The organism is Dyadobacter arcticus, from assembly GCF_011762185.1.
In the GTDB taxonomy this organism is placed as follows: domain Bacteria; phylum Bacteroidota; class Bacteroidia; order Cytophagales; family Spirosomataceae; genus Dyadobacter; species Dyadobacter arcticus.
In genome coordinates this window covers 35,768-53,618 of the sequence record NZ_JAASQJ010000001.1, presented here as the reverse complement: position 1 = coordinate 53,618, position 17,851 = coordinate 35,768, and the positions used below count along the sequence as shown (strand labels likewise).

The following is a 17,851-nucleotide window of genomic DNA, read 5'->3' as shown; positions in this document are numbered from 1 at the left end:
GATGACGGCAGCTGAAACCAAGCTATAATCCTTCCCGGAAAGCTTGTGAAAAACTTTTCGGACTTTTGGCTCAATATAACCTGAACCCTCCTAACTTAAATAGTAGAAACTTAGCGCCAAAAACTTTCAAATAATACGATCTTGCGTAGCATTCGATTCTGATCGCCTGGCAATGGCTATCCTAACTAATCATTTTCATTTTTCCCTCTCATTTTGAGCAACTAACTATGGATTGGTATCTAAAAGTAATCAGGCAATATGCCGTCTTCAATGGAAGAGCAAGGAGGCAGGAGTATTGGATGTTTGTATTGTTCAATCTGATTTTCGCGGTTGCTGCCATTTTTCTTGACAATATGTTTGGAATCACAATGGATGGCATAGGGTATGGCCCCATTTATGGTCTGTACATCTTGGCGGTATTCATTCCCGGTTTGGCAGTTGCAGTAAGAAGGCTTCATGACATCAACAAGAGCGGCTTTATGATGTTCCTTGCTTTGATACCAATTTTAGGAGCGATCTGGCTGATCGTACTCATGGCGCAGGAAGGAAATGTGGGCCCTAATCAATATGGAGCAGACCCAAAAACGGTTGCCAGCATATCCTGAATAAAAAGTCAAATCCCTACCTATCCAACATGGATGAGTAGGGACTTGATATATAAAAACCTGAGGTCTAACCAACACTCCCCGCAACCGCAGCCTCATATTCTTTCTTCCTTCCCCCAAACTTGTGATTCAGGTAATTTCTGGCGGGGACTTCTACAAAACGATAAGTCACGGAACAAACGATAAGAGTTAGCAAAATAAAGGCGATGCAAATTATCCAGGCCGGTAATATGCTTGGAACGGGCGGTGGGCCGTAGATTCCTTCGGTTTTGTTTTGATAGTAAGAGTAAGCTTTGATAATGATCAGCATAAGCGGCTGGTGCATTAAATAAATTGAAAAAGAAAGGTCTCCCAGACGCTGTAACGCTTTTGTGCCAAAAAAAGAATTCATTTTTGGACTGCCATAAGCCGCCGATAACAGCATAAATGGTAAAAAGCTAACAGTAATGAAGTCATATGTTGCGAAATGCATGCAAACCAGCATTCCTGCTGTTAATGCCAGGAACACATATCCATTGGCCAACAATCCCTTACCCCAATCCTCTTTATACACCTGGTTTGCGATCATACCTAGCATAAAGCCGCTAAGGCAACGCAAAAAACTATATTGAACACAAGCATTGATGGTATTGTTCAGCGGATCGGCCGTGAAAAACGGCAGTGCAGCCGGAGCTGGCGCGTTTCTCAAAATCACGAATGTGAGCAGTAAGTAGCCTGCATATGAAAACGCTACAACTGCAATACGACCTGCCCAGCCCATATTTACAAACGGCCTCACCAGAAACGGAAATAGCATATACATCCACCATTCCACAGAAATTGACCAGGCCGCATGTGTCCAGGTAAACCAGTCGTGCACGTTCATTGCCTGGATGAGCAACAGATTGCTGATAAACGACCAAACGTTATTGTTGGGCTCAAAAATGAAATGTTTAGGAACACCTGCGTATCCGGCCACAGTCAAAATTACGACCATGGAAAGCAGCGATAACAAATGCAAGGGGTAAATCCTGGCAAACCGCGCAATGGTAAACCTCCTGAATTCCGACGCACTGACCGAATCCCGGAACCACTTGCCATATACGTGGCACATCACAAAGCCGCTTAGAATAAAAAAGAAATCGACCATCAGGTACATTCTCGAAAGGAAGAGCGAATCGGCGGTCTTTACCAGCGAATTGCCGCCTAAACCAAGCATCAGATCAACATGGAAAATTACAGTAAGCATTGCGGCGATTCCGCGCAAGGGAGTGAGGTTGGAAATGTATCCGGTCGTTTTCATATTTTGAGGATTGTTGGATTTTACAAATTACATTCCTTTACAGGGCAATTCTTAGAGCAATTCTACGCTTTCTCATTACGTAAATTTACGTAATAATCTAATTTACAATAAGTTACATAATGTTGCCGGGTAATGACAGACTCGACTTCAACGACGAAGCTAAGCATGCTTCCAGAAGCCTCCCACTTGCAGATTGCCAGTTGCAATGTAAACTAAGTGAGTATGCTGTTATTCTGAGTAATCCAAAATCAAAACCCCCAGGCAATCAGATTGCCCCGGGGGTTTTTTTAACCTTCAATAATAGGATACTATTTCTTAATTACAACTTTCCGAGTTTCTTTCAAACCCTTATCTGAAACGATCTCGATCAGATAAACGCCTTCTGACAAGTCACTTACATCCCAATTGTATGAATCGCCGGTCAACGCTTTTTTCTTGACGATCTGGCCGGCAGCATTCACCAGACGCATCGATACCTTCCGTTTTTCATCAAATCTGATGGTCAGTTTATCACTTACCGGGTTGGGGTAGATCTGAAACTGTCTATCAGAATTAAAGTCTGCCGATTCAATTTTTGAATAAGCAAATGTGCCGTCCGCATCCGTCATTTTAAGCCTGTAATAGTTTTGCCCGGCCAATGGCAACTTGTCTACAAAGCTGTACTGCTGATCACCAGCTGAATTACCTATTGACTTCACCACACCTATCTCCGTAAAACGCACCGCATCGGCCGAGCGCTCAATTCCGAAATGACTGCTGTTTTCCTCTGCGCTGGTTTTCCATTTTAGCGAAGCCGTGTTTTCATTTTCTTCCACTTTGAAAGATACTAATGTTACCGGGAGGCCTGATTCAACACCCTCGGCAAGGAAAAACTTGGAAAAGCCTGCGAAATCAACAGAGTATTTATAATAACCATCGGGAGCGTGGTTTTCAACAACCGGTGATTTTATGGTTCCATTTTCCGAACTGAGCTCGTTCACATTGGTAGCATTGGTCTTTGCAACTTTAAGAGCAGTAGGACCTACACCATATCCCGTCGATACTTCGGCTGTTTTGTAATAAAGTGACAGTCTGTAAGTTGCGGTTGGATTCGAACTAGGTGTAATCTGGATTACCTTTTGGGAGCGATGTCCTTCTTTAAAATTAATACCTCCCATACCTTCTGCCTGAGTAACGGTTGCAGTCACACAGCCCAGATCGGCACTGGCGTTATCAATGCTGGCGATCAGCTGGCCGTCGCTGGTGCTGTAAAAATAAACGGGTTTGCCAGTAGCAGGTAGCACCTTCTCGATGACAGAAGCATTCAGCTCCCCTTCAATGCTTCTGCCGGATGCTGATACAACCACATTGTCGATGGTAACACTGCCCAGCAGGCCAACGTTTTCATCGTTATTCCACAAAAATCCGAGATAGAATTGTTTTCCATTTAAAGACGCAGGTAAGTTAACGGTCACATTCTGATCCGTTGGCTGCAAAAACAAAGGAGCCAGCACATCAGGCGCAAAAGTCGAAAAATTCTGCCCGTCGTAGGAATACACCAGTTCGGCATAATCACAAGCAGGATCACATGCGGGCTCTCCGCCGGCGCTATAAGTAAATGATACTTTTATCTGCTTCAATCCCAGCGCATTAATCTGCTTTGTACGTAAAATAGTCTGCGCTGCCGTCGCAATCGGACTGTAAGTAGCCTGGCCTGGCAAAAGCGGATTTTCTATCACAGCTCTTTTCGTGGTCCATTGCAAAATACTCACAGCTGGCGCAGGAAGCACTTTCCAGCTTACTTCAGAAGGCGATATTTTGTCAATCTTATCCCAGCCCGCAGGAAGCATATCGGCTTCCAGGGCTCCTTCAAAATTTTCGTTCAGCAATTGCACAGAAGTTCCAAAAACCGGATTGGTATCGTCGTCAATGATAGTAATTGGCAGCTGTGATTCAAATGAACTGAAAGTACTTTGAGCTGTGATCGTCAGCGTTTCATTTCCTTCGACCGAAGCATCATCATAAATCCTTACCAAGATTGTTTTCACCCCTTTTTCGCCCGCATTGTAGGTGACCGAAGAAGGAATAAGCTGATATTCAGCCGTTGAAAGAGATCCGGATCCTGTGAAATTAACTGTAACCGCAGTTCCCTGAACGGCAGTAAGATTGGTAGTGACCAGATATTCATTAAACCGGTCACAAGCTCCGTTCGCATATTCGCTTACTTGGGTTACCGTACTTTTCGCCGATAGCAATGGTGCAGTACAGCTTCCAAATGCATCGCCTACATTGACAGCAAACCATGAATCCGTCACAGTTATTTCCTCCTGAGAGCAGGCTCCGTACAGAGCAACTGCCGCATTGATCGACGCCACACGTGCATCAGCAAATGTTGCATTCGGCGTAAGCATCATTTCCATCAGATAAGTGATTTTTTCTGATTTTTCAAATCCAAGCGGGTTAAATCCTGGCAAGGTCCCGTAATTTTCACTTAAATCATTTTGTCCGTCATCCGTAAAAGCATTTGGTGCCGTGCCAGTCGTCTTGTTCGGACCGTTTACAAGAAAGTAGAACCATTTATTGAGTACCCCACTATTGTTATGTACCCCGCATTGGTCATTCAGCAATGTTGGTGTACAATTTGGATCTGCCCAGTTATCGCCGCCATAGGTATCCGGATTGCTATAAGCTTTCGGGTTGTCCATTCGTCTCAAACCGACCCCGTCGGGAGCGATCTGCTCCCCGATCTGAAAAGGGTTGTAAGTACCCGGAAGCCCTGAAAGGCTCAAACCTTTTACGTAATTTTCGATTGCAGCTGCCCAGATATCACTCAACCCTTCATTCATCGCGCCTGATTCGCCCTGGTAAACCAAATCGGAGGTGAAAGTACAAACACCATGACCAATCTCGTGCGCACAAACATCTAACGAAACCAATGGTTTGAAGCCGCCGGCCGCCGTTCCGCTGCCGTCTCCATAAGTCATCACACTGCCATTCCAGAAGGCATTGTCATAAGCAACTCCATAATGTACATAGCTTTTGATCGCAGCATTATTGTTGTCATAACTAAGCCTTCCATGGCGGACTTTCCAATAATCATAAACCATTTCGGCACCCCAATGCGCATCTACAGCCATGTCGTCGTTTAATGCTTCGTCGACACCGGCACCGGCAGGTGGTACGGGGGCACGCAAAAGATCCTCGTTCGTTGCCGGAAACGGATTTTCATTTTTCCAATTGTTATCCTTGTCCACAAAAGCCAGGCCGGTTGATTGCAAACCTGGCACTGAAATCGGCAGACCTCCTATCCCGTTCAAATCATACGTTTCTACTCCTCCTCCACGTGTATCATCTTTCAGAATGTACACGTCCTGACTGGCCACGACTGGTATTATGGGTACTCTTGGCGTCGCGCCGCTGAATGACAGGAGGGCTAGCGGATTATTAGGGTCTGGGGTTCCACCAATAGGAACGGTAACTTTTGTGGTGAAAATGTTCCGGGTACCCGCATATCTCGTTAAACCAGTGCCCGCTGAGGATGCTGTGCGGAATGGTGAGTGAAATTTGAGCGTCTTCGGAACAATCAACTTCGGTGCTTTAATAGGCGGTGCAACCAAAACCTTATCGTTATTTGCCGATGCAGTTTTGTTGTCATTTGCATGTTTGATCACAGGATCGATCAGCAGTATTTCCGCAGATTTGGCATCGACATAAATCAATGTCCGGCTCAAAGGTTCACTCGCATAAATATCAAACTTGTACGCAAGCTTTGCGCCTCCTCCTTTGTAAAGCGCCTTCGCAATAACCAGTTCCCCTTTCGGCGTGTATTCGGCGATTAAATTATCCAGATTTTGAACCACTGCCGGTCTGTCTTTCACCTTCTTCTTTTCCTCTACAAGCGACTGCCAGGCGTAAGTTTTGGCGTTTATAAAATTTAAAGCACTTTCCTTTGCCTGATTTGAGGTTATTGTCGGTTTGATCGAGAAATCCGCGGGAATGTCAAAAGACTCCGCATTAATGGAAAAAATCTTTGAATCACGGGAAGTCACAATGTATGCCCCGTGTTCCACTTTAATTCCCTTGTGAAACTGCTTGTAGCGTTCCACCGTTAGTCCGTTGGGCAGGTCGGTATTGGCATGAAGTTTCAGTTCATCCCCGTCAGTAAGCGTATAGTAGTGTTTGATCAGCTCTTTTGCACCTTCTTTTTTATAGGGTGATTCGCTTTTGAAAGTAATGAAGGAAGGGGTTTTCAACTGCTCGCTCAATTGAAACGATTTCACATTCAAATCAGTCTCGAGGTTAATGCGCATCTTTTTCTGCCGTTCATTCATGAGCTGGCCAAAGGACGCCTGGGTCGTCAAAGCAATAAATAAGCATGCAAAACGGATCCGGCGGATCGAATTCGTAGAGTTTTTAATCATAAAAAAATAATAGTTAGGTTGTAAAAACATTGGATCGCTAAGTTCATGAAGAACATAGGGTATTTTTATGAAAGAGGACGTTGCAATTCTTAAAACATAGGATTTCTTTCGACCCCATTCCCGGAGCCGGATTAACACAAAAAATGATTGGAGAGGTATATTAAATATTGAAGAGTATGGCTGACAAAGCTCCCTTTGAAAAGGTGCACTCTGTTAACTAAACTTCGGTATTAAATACAGTAAAAACAAGTAGAACTAAATTTTATTAGATAGTTACAGTTCGCTATTTTCAGAGTACAAAAAATATTGGTAAGTATTGATTTACAATGGATTACAAGTAAAAATGTTATGACGCCGATTAGAACTAGTTGTTTGCAGCGAATCCAATCAGTTGGGGTTGTCTGGTTATAATTGTGCTAATCCTTTTTATTTTTTTTGCGCATTGATCTTACAATTCTTACTGCGGTCATGATCAGAATCGCAAAGGTAGTCAGTCCTAAAACTCCCCAGAGCCAATCAACCGTATTCTTCAAAACCACCAGAAATACAATGGAGAACAGAAATATGGTCGCAATCTCATTGAAAAGCCTCAGTTGAAATGAGGTATACCGGAATTTTCCGGCGCGTAATTCGAGCAAAATTTTGCGGGTAAACGAATGGTAACCAAGCAAGCCGAGTACAAAAAGCAATTTTAGCTTCATCCAATCCTGATCCAGCAAGGCGGGATTAATGTACAGCATCGCTGTTCCGCACAAAAGCGCAAGCCAGCAGGCGGGCGTCATGATTGCATTCCAAAGCAGTTTTTCCATCTTGGTAAACTGCGCGAAAAGGATTTCTTTTTCAAGAGCCGACTTATCATTTGCTTCCGTATGATATACAAAAAGTCTTGGCATGTAAAACAGCCCTGCAAACCAGCTGACAACAAAAATGATATGGAGGGCCTTGAAATGAAGGTAGGTCATGGTAGATCTTTTCGCACGCGAATTTCGTAAATATTGCATGAATACGGCTGATAAAACTTTCTTTCTCAGCTATTCGTTACCAATTTGAAAAATAATCGATATCAATATGATGAGAACGACCATCCCGATTTTCACGTTTCTATTCCTGTGCTGCATGGTTGTGATATCCTGCGCGCAATCGGACAAAAAACAAAAGAAAAACATGGATAAAGAGTCAGCATTAGCTGCATTGGATGAAAATAATGTAAACACAGCGGGTACTGAAACTGCGATTTTCGCAACCGGATGTTTCTGGTGTACCGAAGCGGTTATGGAATCATTGGACGGCGTTAAAAAAGTAGTTTCCGGCTACTCCGGCGGACATGACCCAAACCCTAATTATAAGGATGTATGTTCGGGCTCAACCGGCCATGCTGAATGTGTGGAGGTTACTTACGACCCGAAGGTGATAACCTATGCTGATCTTCTGGAAGCATTTTTCCGCAGCCATGACCCGACATCGCTGAACCGTCAGGGTAATGATGTAGGTACGCAATATCGTTCGGCGATTTACTATCGCACAGATGATCAAAAGAGCCTGGCGGAGCAGGCAAAATCGGAACTGGACAAATCTGGTGCGTATGGAAAGCCGATTGTAACCGAAATTACAAAAGCCTCGAAATTTTACCTTGCGGAAGATTACCATCAGAACTATTTCGCAAACAACCCGGATCAAGGATATTGTGCATTCGTAATTGCCCCGAAATTGGACAAATTCAAAAAAGTTTTCAAAGAAAAATTGCGTAAACAGATCTGAATTGCGGCCTGAAATCTGGTAAAAGGCCACTTACAAAGTAAGAGTACCCGGATAATAACTATAAATGGCACAAGTTTTGAAGCATTGAAATAAAGGCTTTAATTTGTGCCATTATTATTTAACAATAACAAATCTATTACGATGAAAAAGATTCTATTTATGTTTTTTGTTGCCTCTGTATTGAGTGTGACATCTGAGAAGGCTTTTGCCCAATTTGAAAAAGGAGATAAATTATTGAATGTGGGTATCAATCTAGGCGGTACTTACGGAGGTGGTGTTGGTGTGGGCGCTTCGTTCGAAGGTGGTGTTCATGACTTTATCAGCGTTGGTGCACAGGCTGATTTTGTTACCTGGAATTATGGTTACTTTGGATATAAGTGGAGATATAACTTTTTAACCATTGCTGCAAGAGGTTCCTACCATTATGGAAAGCACTTTTTGACAATGGATAACCTGGATCTTTACGCTGGTCCCGCTCTTGGATATCGCGTTTCATCTTTCAGCGATCCTGATGGTTACAATGGAATTTACGATGACGGATATGGAAGCGGCGTTTTCTTCGGTGCATTCGCAGGAGCACGTTACTATTTCAAACCAACAATGGGCGTTTTTGCAGAAGTTGGATACAATGCTTCTCCGTTGAAAGCTGGTATTGCATTTAAGTTCTAAGATATTTTATCATAAAAAAAGCGGCCTGGAAATGAGTTCAGGCCGCTTTTTTATGCATGAGTCTCAAAATTCAAGACGTACAGTCAGGCAACCCACACGGCTGGCAGGATTGAATCCCGGGCCAAATTGAATTGTTATTGGCTCGTTTCTCTGTAACAGTTCCCTACGAATTCTACTGGCCTTCGAACCATTTTTACCGGCTTTTATAAATCCTACCGTTCCAAAAGTTACAGCTCCTGCAAATCCTCCAATCATCATCAACGCCCCACGAATGGCTTTGCGCTCATCTTGATAACTATTGAAATTTCCATTTACATCGGTTGCACTTGCTACCATGCCAGTTCCAATACCTGCCACGATAACCCCTGCCGAGGTACCAGCAATACCCATGACCATTCCACCTTTCGATTTTGCCTTATAAAATTTATAGGTTGCCCTGAGATGGTCGGGAGCGGAAGAACGGATCTCGTCCAGAAATTTATTTCCTGTTTTTGGAGCGGCATTTACTGGCTTAACTCCATTTGTCGATTGTGATGGCGCATAATAACTAGGTACTTCCAACACGGCGTCAAAGGTTTCGACCTCTCCGTTCCCATAACGGATGGATGCAATTTCGGTTTTACGGATGTTAAAAACAGGGCCTTCCGGATCACTTATCTTTCTGTATTTCACCACAATGTCATCCATTTCCTGAATAGTAACTTCCAGCTTTGTATTGTCTCTCATAACAATTACATCTGGCTTGCGGGAGGTCTGCGCGAGTGAAAAATGACCAAAAAAAATCGTGAAGAACATGGCTACAAGCTGAATTCTTAGCTTTAATAAATTTACTTTCATTGTATAGGTATCTAGATATTGTTAATATACACCCACTGAAGGAATAAATTTTTCTTTATCAAAACGACATGCGTAATGTGAGGTTGCCCGATTTATTTAAAGGATTGAAGCCTGGGCTAAGTCGGAAAGTGGTAAGCGGCTGGTTCCTTCTTTCTAATTCTGACTTTACTTTTTCCGCCCTGCTCCTGTGTTTTTTGTAATTTTTAAAACCTACGGCACCTAATATTATTCCCACAGCCGGGCCTGCTATTGCAAGTGAATTTCCGATTGTTTTGTTATCAGGACTGTCGCCAGTCGATGAAATAATAATCCCCGCAACAAGAGATACGACCGCAACAGAGGTAAAAACGATCGCTCCGGTTTTTCCATCAATGGATCTGTCTTTATGATATTGGTATTTATCCCGCAGTTGGTCCGAATTGGCCATGACGACACTTTTTTCAAAAGCATTGTTTGGCAAATTATTCAAATCAGCATATTGTCCAACGCTGTCGGTTGGCATCTTCATTGCAGGAATGGAATCCCGGACATTGATAATTTTACCGTTTTTTAGTAAAACCCTCGCTACTTTGTCCAGATAAATATAGGTTTTAACACTGTCCGGCGTTCCCAAATCCCGGTAGTTAATTTTTTCGTAAGTCATCTGAGTAATCAGTGCCTGAATGCGGGAGCTATCGCGTTTAACAATCACATCGTTTTTACGCTCGGTTTGCGCGTAGGTGATTTGCATAAGAAGAATACCCACAATAGCTACGGAAAGAGAAAGCAACCTTCTTAATGTGTGTAATTGCATGACAGGATAGTTAGAGTGGAAAATAGATTTTAAACCTACTCAAAGTTTCCTGACTTCTGCTAAAAAATTATGCTATTACTTTCCAAATTTGTTCAATTGCTTCACAAGCACCTCAAAATCTTTGGGATACGGCGCGTCTATACGAACCGGATCGCCATTCATAACTGCGAATGATAATGAATGGGCATGTAACGCAACCCGCTGAATAAGAGGCAGTTCATCCGTATCTTTTTTCAGATTAAACTTGCGTTTCAGGTTTGAAAGGAATATGGGCTCTCCACCATACTGAGGGTCGCACACAATGGGGGCTTTCAGGCAGGAGAGGTGGATGCGGATCTGGTGCATACGTCCGGTAATGGGTATACATTCCACCAGTGTGTATCCACGGTAAACTTGGAGCGTATTAAAAATGGTTTCGGCAATCTTACCTTCTGCACGATCGATTTTTACTGCGGTGCCATTCTTCAAAGCCAAAATAGGCAGATAAACGGAGATACTGTCCAGATTGTGAATGCCGTTTGCAACGGCGTGATAGCGTTTGGTAACTTCGCGATGTTCGAATTGCATGGCTAAGTGACGATATGCGGCCGGATTTTTCGCAAAAGCCAATGCTCCCGAAGTTTCTTTATCCAATCTATGTGCAGCCTGAAGATCTGAATTATACTCTTTTGCCAGCCTCAACACGCTTCCTCCCCTATCCGCAGTCCTTTCGTCGAGCGTCGCCAGATGCGGCGGCTTATTGACCATCAGGAAATCCTCATCCTCGAATAAAATGAGGTCTTTGAAATTAATTTTCATAATTGTGCTGATAAAAATAATCCGAATGATTTACCACTTAACGGTAACTCATCCGGATCTACTCTGTTTTAATATATAACTGAGAGTCTTCTTTACAAAGGTAACTATTCCTGATTTTAATCAGAAAGTTTGTCACGATTTACACCAACGCACTCACTTTCTTTGGATTAGGATTAATGGTATCCGACTCAACCAGGCCATCGCGCAGACGCACGATGCGATGCGCGTAATGTGCGATATCCTCTTCGTGTGTAACCATTACGATGGTATTTCCTTTGCTATAAAGCTGGTCAAAAAGATCCATGATTTCGTAGGACGTTTTTGAATCCAAGTTTCCGGTAGGTTCATCCGCAAGCAAGATACTAGGATCATTGACCAATGCTCTTGCAATAGCGACGCGCTGACGCTGCCCACCTGAAAGTTCATTGGGTTTGTGGCCCGCGCGATTTTCCAGACCTACATTTTTAAGGGAAAGCATTGCCTTTTCAGTCCGGTCGGATTTATTCAAACCCGCATAAATAAGCGGTAATGCCACATTATCGAGAGACGACATTCGTGGGAGAAGATTGAATGTTTGAAAAACGAAGCCAATTTCTTTATTCCTGATTTCGGCCAGCTCACTTTCCGTCATATCACTCACATCCTTGCTATTGAGAATGTATCGGCCGGTACTAGGCGTATCCAAGCAGCCAATGATATTCATCAATGTAGACTTACCCGAACCCGACGGCCCCATAAAAGCAACATATTCTCCTTTGTCAACCGATATGGTAACTGACATCAATGCCTGGATAATCTCACTACCCATTACATATCGTTTCGAAATTTCAGTAGTATCTATAATTTTCATGGATTGCGATTTTCAGTAGGGTAAATTTTGATATGTTATTCTGATGTCATGCCGCAGCAGCCACCTTTCGAAAATGAATGTGTGCGTATAAGGATGCAAGGATAACTGCTGGAGGAATTTCTTGGTCTTCTATTTCTCCTTCTTTTTGCCAGAAACCCGTTTTTTTGAAAGCAGCGTGGGCGTTACCATTGCTGACATTCCATTTCCGCATGCTCCACGACGCAAACTTCCAGTTGTAATCAATATGATCATATGTAATAGTAGCCGAGCTGCTCATAAAATGAAACTGGATCTGTCCGAGAACTTTTTCCCCTTCTATATCCCTGATTTCAGTGATCTTCTGCAAAAACCCTTTTGTCTTGAAACGCAGAAGATTTCCATCTAACTCACCGTAACCTTCGTTTTTCCAGCTGCTTGTTCTCAATATTCCAGCAATGACTTTACCCCGGAAAATCCGAAATTCCGTACTGATAAAATTGGATTTCCAGGATAAAGACATGGTTGATGAAGTGTAATCAGAATAACTAAAATATTAAATCACTGAAATTCTGCCCGCTGTTTTTCGATAAGTGCCCGCATAGGCTGATAGCGAGTTATAAATCGCTGATAATCGGCTGGCACCGCGTATTGCTGAACTTTGGCCTCTCCCTCATTTCCCTGCCCGATTAACCCTTGTTCCAGGCTTAGAAATGCATATTGCTCCCAGATTTCGGGTGCATATTCATTATATCTCAGCGCATTCAAAACAATCCTATACGCTTTTGCCGTTTGTTTTTTCTTCCTCCAATATTCCGATGCAGCATAAACCACGCTCGCTTTGAAGGGATTAGCATTAATTGCTTTATTAAAATTCGCATCTGACGGAGATCCATTTGCGATTAGCAAAAGCGAATCTACGGGTGATATTGGCCTTACACCCGAAAACAATGTTTGCTTTAAGTGTTCAACAGAAGCATTTTTCTCCTTTTCCTGAATTTTGTCCAGCAAAATAACGGCGATCTCCTTTTTATTTGAAAGTGCATTGGCAACCGCCATTCCGATAGTCCCTTCAATCCCTTCTACCACCGATAAGGATTCAATTGCCTTATCGTACAATCCCAATTGCATTAGCCAATGTCCCAGAACTTTATGATACAGATTGCTTTCCTCCTCCTCTCCCGCCCATGCTGAAAGTGTTTCAATTGCTTTCAATTTATCCCCGCTGTAATACTCAGGATACAAGGCAGCGAAGGTTAAATCCTTTGCTAACATAGGATTTTTGAGCGCGAGTTTTGGCAATAATTTTGCAGTTGTGCTATCCTGTTTCGCCTGGTTGGTGGCATAATTTAAAAGGTAAGCCAGTCCGGAAACACTTAGTAACGAATCCGATGAAACCGACTCGTTGCTAAATGACTCTACCGTAAACTTTTTCCTTAAATTCTGTACAGCGAGCCAATTGGCCTGCCACGAGAGATAGTTCTTTTTTTCGCTTTTCGAGGCAAGAGAATCCAAAAGCCCTGCATCCGTGCTTTTAGCGAGAATGGACAGCAAATTTGTCGCAGGAATTTCCGGACGTTTTGTCTTCCCTTCCGCTTTGTCGACATAGTAATAAGCCGAATCTGCAACATTGGTTCTGGAATAAAGCATTCCGAGGTTATTCAGCAATTCCCCACTTTCAGGAAATTTGCGAATGCCTTCCTGCAAACTATAAACCGCATCAAAAAACAGGTTTTCCTGAATCAATATTCCACTTAACCCTGCGTAAGCTTGTGGCGACGGGTTTTTAAGCAATGATTGTCTGAAATAATAGGCGGCGGCATTGCGATCACCCTGCCGGAGTGCCAGCGATGCCAGTGCATAATTCGATTTATGGTTTTGAAATTCCTGCTGCAAGGCGAGTTTGTAATATTGTTCCGCCAGCGGAAACTCCTGCGTCGTGGTGTGCAAATCACCCAATCCGTTGAAATAACCCGCAATTGCCTGATTTACCGGCAAGAGTTTTTGAGTGGAGAATAAAATGACCACGCCGGCAAACCCGAACAGTCGTGTTTGCGTCAAACCAAAACGCATTGGTTTATAGAGTACCTTATATACAGCCAGTTTTTGCTGGAAAAGCGGAAAGAAATTGACCAGGATATAAAAGAAAAATAAAAGCGCCATGGCGAGTTGCCCTTGTACCACAACGTCTTCCAATGTTTCCAAAACAGGGTCATTGGCTGTTCCCGCAACCAATGCAGCAAAAGATATCGATATGATAAACATTCCTATGTAAAGCCAGAAACCGGTTCTTCGGAATGGAATGATCGTTCCAGTGGAATCCGCACGCCGCCTGAAACCCCACAATCCCAGGATCGCTGCTCCCATAGCAAGATATACCGGGCTTATCAATGTCATGTTCCAATCGATCGTCCTGGTGTTTTTGAGGTACATTAATAGCAGCAAAAGCAAATACAATACGCTGATTACAATGAAATTAAGTAATCCTGACCTTCCTTTAATAACCGACCCGCTGGTACTTAGCCAAACCAGCCCGGCCATAATTTCCGTTGAACTGACCAATAGGAAAATGACCGTGATGAATAGCCAAAGAGGAAAAGAATAGGCCGCGATAGTCAAAGAAGGAACAGCTGACTTGGATGCCAATGCTATTAATATGACTAACAATATTGAAACCAACGCAATACCGCCAATGCGAAAAGCAATTCCTAAATCCGGCCGGAATGCATGGAAATAGTAAGTGACTGCGCCGTACAAAATCACTGCGATCAAAAACAAAGTTCTGTTACTCTCTCCCAGCACATTTAATGTTTCAAGCCTCGAAAATGCGAGAAATAGGATAAACGCAACCATTCCGGCGAGATACCAAAAGCGCGACATTGTTGTCAATGCAGCCAAGATCAAGGTAAGGCCAATCAAAGCAAAAATCCAGAAAATATGAATCGTTGTAAAATCTATCTCCATCACGGATGCCATAAAGCTCTCCGTAACCAGATGTGAAGGGATTGAAACACCATATTGACACTGCCCCAATTGCAGCACATCTACAACAGTGCTGATCTCAGACAACTCGCTGACAACATTCCAGCGAATTACATTTTGTAAAGGGGCTATGATTTTGAAAGCAAAAAAAACAATAGCTAATAATAAGGTTGAGAGCGCCACAATCGTAAATCTACGCTCAGAAGAAGACCAAACTTTCCAGAAAAAAAATTCCTTCATAATTAAGTTAAAGAGGTATCAATATCCGGTAATCTCTACCAAATCAATTGTTTGAAGTAGTTCAAGGGCTTGGCGCAAATTTTGGTTTAACATTTCCATTAACCTGCTTTTCGAAGTATTTCCGCACGTCAGCCAGATCACCTTAGGTGGACTGCCATTCCGGTTCAGAAGCTCCACAAAGTCGTCGTCCTTTGTAATAACGATTGCGTTCTGCTCTCTTGCTAAGAAAAAAATATGTTTATCCTCAGCTTGTGAGAGATTAAGAAACGCCGCAGAGTAACATTGTATTTGAAAATTGGAAGTGATCCAGACAGCAAGACCTGGTGGGAGTTGGGCGTCAAGAATAATCATTAAGCCGCCTGTAGAACCGGGTGGTTAAGTTTTATGGCCGCGTAGAGCAGACAGGCAGTAACGTCTTCTGACTCAAGATCTGGCAACTCTTCGGAAACAATTTGTTCGGGAGTAATACCGTTGGCCAGCAATTCAAGAACATCAGTCACCCGGATACGCATATTGCGAATGCATGGCTTACCACCACATTGATTCGGATTAAAGGTTATACGTTCCAGAAGTTGCGTGTTCATCGTTATAAATGTTATTTCAGTCAAATTTAATCTTTTTTATAACTCCTTAAAGCATTTGAGAATTCCCGCTTTGGAAATACTAACGCAAATACTAAACTTTTTTGAGCCTTCAACCTTAAAATTTTAGACATTCTCAAGTTTAAAACGGGCCGATTTTCTAAATAATATCCAATAATTCACTCCGCTGACTATTGGTACTAACCAAATTATCCCATACTTTTGCGGTTCGAAAATAACCTCACCTGAGATAAATCAAAATTATATAATGGCAAACGCGACAAACATAGGAAAAATTACGCAGGTAATTGGACCCGTTGTAGACGTATCGTTTGAGGATAGTGCGAGTATTCCTGCTATCCTTGATGCGTTGGAAGTCATCAAACCAAACGGTCAGAAAGTTGTATTAGAAACACAGCAACATTTGGGCGAAGACCGCGTCCGTACCATCGCAATGGACAGTACCGAAGGGATGCAGCGCGGTATGCCAGTTACCCAATTGGGCTCACCCATCAAAATGCCAATCGGTGAAGGAATTAAAGGTCGTCTTTTCAATGTGATCGGTGAAGCGATCGATGGTCTTACGCCAATTGATAATACAAACGGTATCTCCATTCACCGTTCAGCTCCCAAATTTGAAGATCTTGCAACCGCTACCGAAGTACTTTTTACAGGTATTAAGGTAATCGATTTGCTTGCGCCTTATGTAAAAGGTGGTAAAATCGGATTATTCGGTGGTGCGGGTGTTGGTAAAACTGTATTGATCCAGGAACTGATCAACAATATTGCAAAAGCATACGCCGGCCTTTCGGTATTTGCAGGTGTTGGAGAGCGTACCCGCGAAGGAAATGATTTGATGCGTGAAATGATCGAAGCTGGTATTATCAAATACGGCGAAGAATTCAAGCACAGCATGGAAGAAGGCGGCTGGGATATTTCAAAAGTGGATTATAATACTTTGAAAGACTCACAAGCGACTTTCGTTTTCGGACAAATGAACGAGCCTCCTGGCGCACGTGCTCGTGTGGCACTTTCAGGACTTACCATGGCGGAATATTTCCGTGACGGTGATGGCGAAGGTCAGGGACGCGATATACTTTTCTTTATTGATAACATTTTCCGTTTTACGCAAGCAGGTTCAGAGGTATCGGCCCTTTTGGGACGTATGCCATCTGCGGTAGGTTACCAACCTACACTGGCCACAGAAATGGGTCAGATGCAGGAACGCATTACTTCCACAAAACGTGGTTCAATTACTTCTGTACAAGCGGTTTATGTGCCTGCTGATGATTTAACTGACCCTGCTCCGGCGACGACATTTGCCCACCTGGACGCTACTACGGTACTAAGTCGTAAAGTTTCTGAAAAAGGTATTTATCCTGCGGTGGATCCATTGGATTCAGCTTCAAGGATTTTGAATGCCGAAACATTAGGTGATGAACATTACGATTGCGCACAGCGTGTTAAAAGCATTCTTCAGCGTTACAAAGAATTGCAGGATATCATTGCAATCCTTGGTATGGAAGAACTTTCCGATGAAGATAAGCTGGTAGTGTCCCGCGCCCGTCGTGTGGAACGTTTCTTGTCACAGCCGTTCTTTGTTGCAGAGCAATTCACAGGTCTGAAAGGAACATTGGTTGATATCATGGATACAATAAAAGGCTTCAACCTGATCATGGACGGAGGTTACGACCACCTTCCTGAAATGGCGTTCAACCTGGTAGGAACCATTGAAGACGCTCAGGCAAAAGGAGAAAAAATGCTAGCGGAAGCAAGCAGACAATAGCTAAACGCCAAACAAATGCATTTAGAAATCATTACCCCAGATAAAAAAGTGTTTGCCGGAGACGCAAATGCCGTTACGTTACCGGGGACAGAAGGACAGTTTCAGGTTTTGAACCGCCATGCGCCTTTGGTTAGCACGCTAGGCAAAGGAAATGTGGTAGTAGACACGGGAGCCGCCAAAACGACCTATATTATCGACGGCGGAGTTGTGGAAGTGCTTAACAACAAAGTGTTGGTTTTGGCTGAGGCTATCTTATAGATAGAAAAGAAATTTTGCAAAAAGCAGAAACTGGAA

16 protein-coding genes are annotated in these 17,851 nt (G+C 43.1%); 5 read left to right on the top strand and 11 right to left on the bottom strand.

The window, feature by feature from the left end; all coding sequences use genetic code 11:
• Positions 1-227: 227 nt before the first annotated feature.
• On the top strand, positions 228-605 hold the full coding sequence (locus tag FHS68_RS00225) for a DUF805 domain-containing protein (RefSeq protein ID WP_167265984.1): 378 nt from the start codon (positions 228-230) through the stop codon (positions 603-605).
• 67 nt (positions 606-672) lie between these two features.
• Here FHS68_RS00225 and FHS68_RS00220 read toward each other — a convergent pair whose 3' ends face one another.
• From FHS68_RS00220 to FHS68_RS00210, 3 genes are all read right to left on the bottom strand, one after another.
• Positions 673-1,887 carry an acyltransferase family protein gene (locus FHS68_RS00220; protein ID WP_167265981.1) on the bottom strand — a complete coding sequence of 405 codons (1,215 nt, stop codon included), beginning with the start codon at positions 1,885-1,887 and terminating at the stop codon, positions 673-675.
• 308 nt (positions 1,888-2,195) lie between these two features.
• Complete coding sequence (locus tag FHS68_RS00215; RefSeq protein ID WP_167265978.1) at positions 2,196-6,287, bottom strand: M4 family metallopeptidase; 4,092 nt, start codon at positions 6,285-6,287, stop codon at positions 2,196-2,198.
• Positions 6,288-6,703: 416 nt separating this feature from the next.
• Positions 6,704-7,288: a CopD family protein gene (locus FHS68_RS00210; RefSeq protein WP_229211722.1), complete on the bottom strand. Its 585-nt coding sequence runs from the start codon at positions 7,286-7,288 to the stop codon at positions 6,704-6,706.
• A 70-nt stretch (positions 7,289-7,358) separates the two neighbouring features.
• Here FHS68_RS00210 and msrA point away from each other — a divergent pair, with 70 nt between their 5' ends.
• Together msrA and FHS68_RS00200 are read left to right on the top strand one after the other, a co-directional pair.
• A complete protein-coding gene (gene msrA, locus FHS68_RS00205) occupies positions 7,359-8,045 on the top strand; it encodes a peptide-methionine (S)-S-oxide reductase MsrA (protein ID WP_167268629.1) in 687 nt (228 codons plus the stop codon).
• 141 nt (positions 8,046-8,186) lie between these two features.
• Complete coding sequence (locus FHS68_RS00200) at positions 8,187-8,714, top strand: hypothetical protein (RefSeq protein WP_167265975.1); 528 nt, start codon at positions 8,187-8,189, stop codon at positions 8,712-8,714.
• Between the two features lie 63 nt (positions 8,715-8,777).
• On the opposite strand, the gene FHS68_RS00195 is transcribed toward FHS68_RS00200, so the two are convergent.
• From FHS68_RS00195 to FHS68_RS00160, 8 genes are all read right to left on the bottom strand, one after another.
• Positions 8,778-9,551, bottom strand: coding sequence for a hypothetical protein (locus tag FHS68_RS00195; RefSeq protein WP_167265972.1), 774 nt, complete (start codon positions 9,549-9,551; stop codon positions 8,778-8,780).
• 58 nt (positions 9,552-9,609) lie between these two features.
• Positions 9,610-10,344: a hypothetical protein gene (locus FHS68_RS00190; RefSeq protein WP_208408118.1), complete on the bottom strand. Its 735-nt coding sequence runs from the start codon at positions 10,342-10,344 to the stop codon at positions 9,610-9,612.
• 75 nt (positions 10,345-10,419) lie between these two features.
• Positions 10,420-11,142, bottom strand: coding sequence for an RluA family pseudouridine synthase (locus FHS68_RS00185; protein ID WP_167265969.1), 723 nt, complete (start codon positions 11,140-11,142; stop codon positions 10,420-10,422).
• Between the two features lie 139 nt (positions 11,143-11,281).
• Positions 11,282-11,992 carry an ABC transporter ATP-binding protein gene (locus tag FHS68_RS00180; RefSeq protein ID WP_167265966.1) on the bottom strand — a complete coding sequence of 237 codons (711 nt, stop codon included), beginning with the start codon at positions 11,990-11,992 and terminating at the stop codon, positions 11,282-11,284.
• A 46-nt stretch (positions 11,993-12,038) separates the two neighbouring features.
• Positions 12,039-12,491, bottom strand: a complete 453-nt coding sequence (locus FHS68_RS00175; protein WP_167265963.1) for a hypothetical protein — start codon at positions 12,489-12,491, stop codon at positions 12,039-12,041.
• Positions 12,492-12,529: 38 nt separating this feature from the next.
• Entirely contained in the window at positions 12,530-15,190 is a 2,661-nt protein-coding gene (locus FHS68_RS00170; RefSeq protein WP_167265960.1) for a tetratricopeptide repeat protein, read from the bottom strand.
• A gap of 18 nt (positions 15,191-15,208) precedes the next feature.
• Positions 15,209-15,541, bottom strand: a complete 333-nt coding sequence (locus FHS68_RS00165; RefSeq protein WP_167265957.1) for a DUF5615 family PIN-like protein — start codon at positions 15,539-15,541, stop codon at positions 15,209-15,211.
• Positions 15,541-15,774, bottom strand: coding sequence for a DUF433 domain-containing protein (locus FHS68_RS00160; RefSeq protein WP_167265955.1), 234 nt, complete (start codon positions 15,772-15,774; stop codon positions 15,541-15,543). The genes FHS68_RS00165 and FHS68_RS00160 overlap by 1 nt, the downstream gene beginning before the upstream one ends.
• Before the next feature lie 265 nt (positions 15,775-16,039).
• Between FHS68_RS00160 and atpD the strand changes: the two genes are divergently transcribed.
• The gene (gene atpD, locus FHS68_RS00155; protein ID WP_167265952.1) at positions 16,040-17,557 is read left to right on the top strand and encodes a F0F1 ATP synthase subunit beta; all 1,518 of its coding nucleotides are present in this window, start codon (positions 16,040-16,042) and stop codon (positions 17,555-17,557) included.
• A gap of 15 nt (positions 17,558-17,572) precedes the next feature.
• Positions 17,573-17,815 (top strand): ATP synthase F1 subunit epsilon, encoded by a 243-nt coding sequence (atpC, locus tag FHS68_RS00150; RefSeq protein WP_167265950.1) that lies wholly within the window; start codon positions 17,573-17,575, stop codon positions 17,813-17,815.
• The last annotated feature ends 36 nt before the right edge of the window (positions 17,816-17,851 follow it).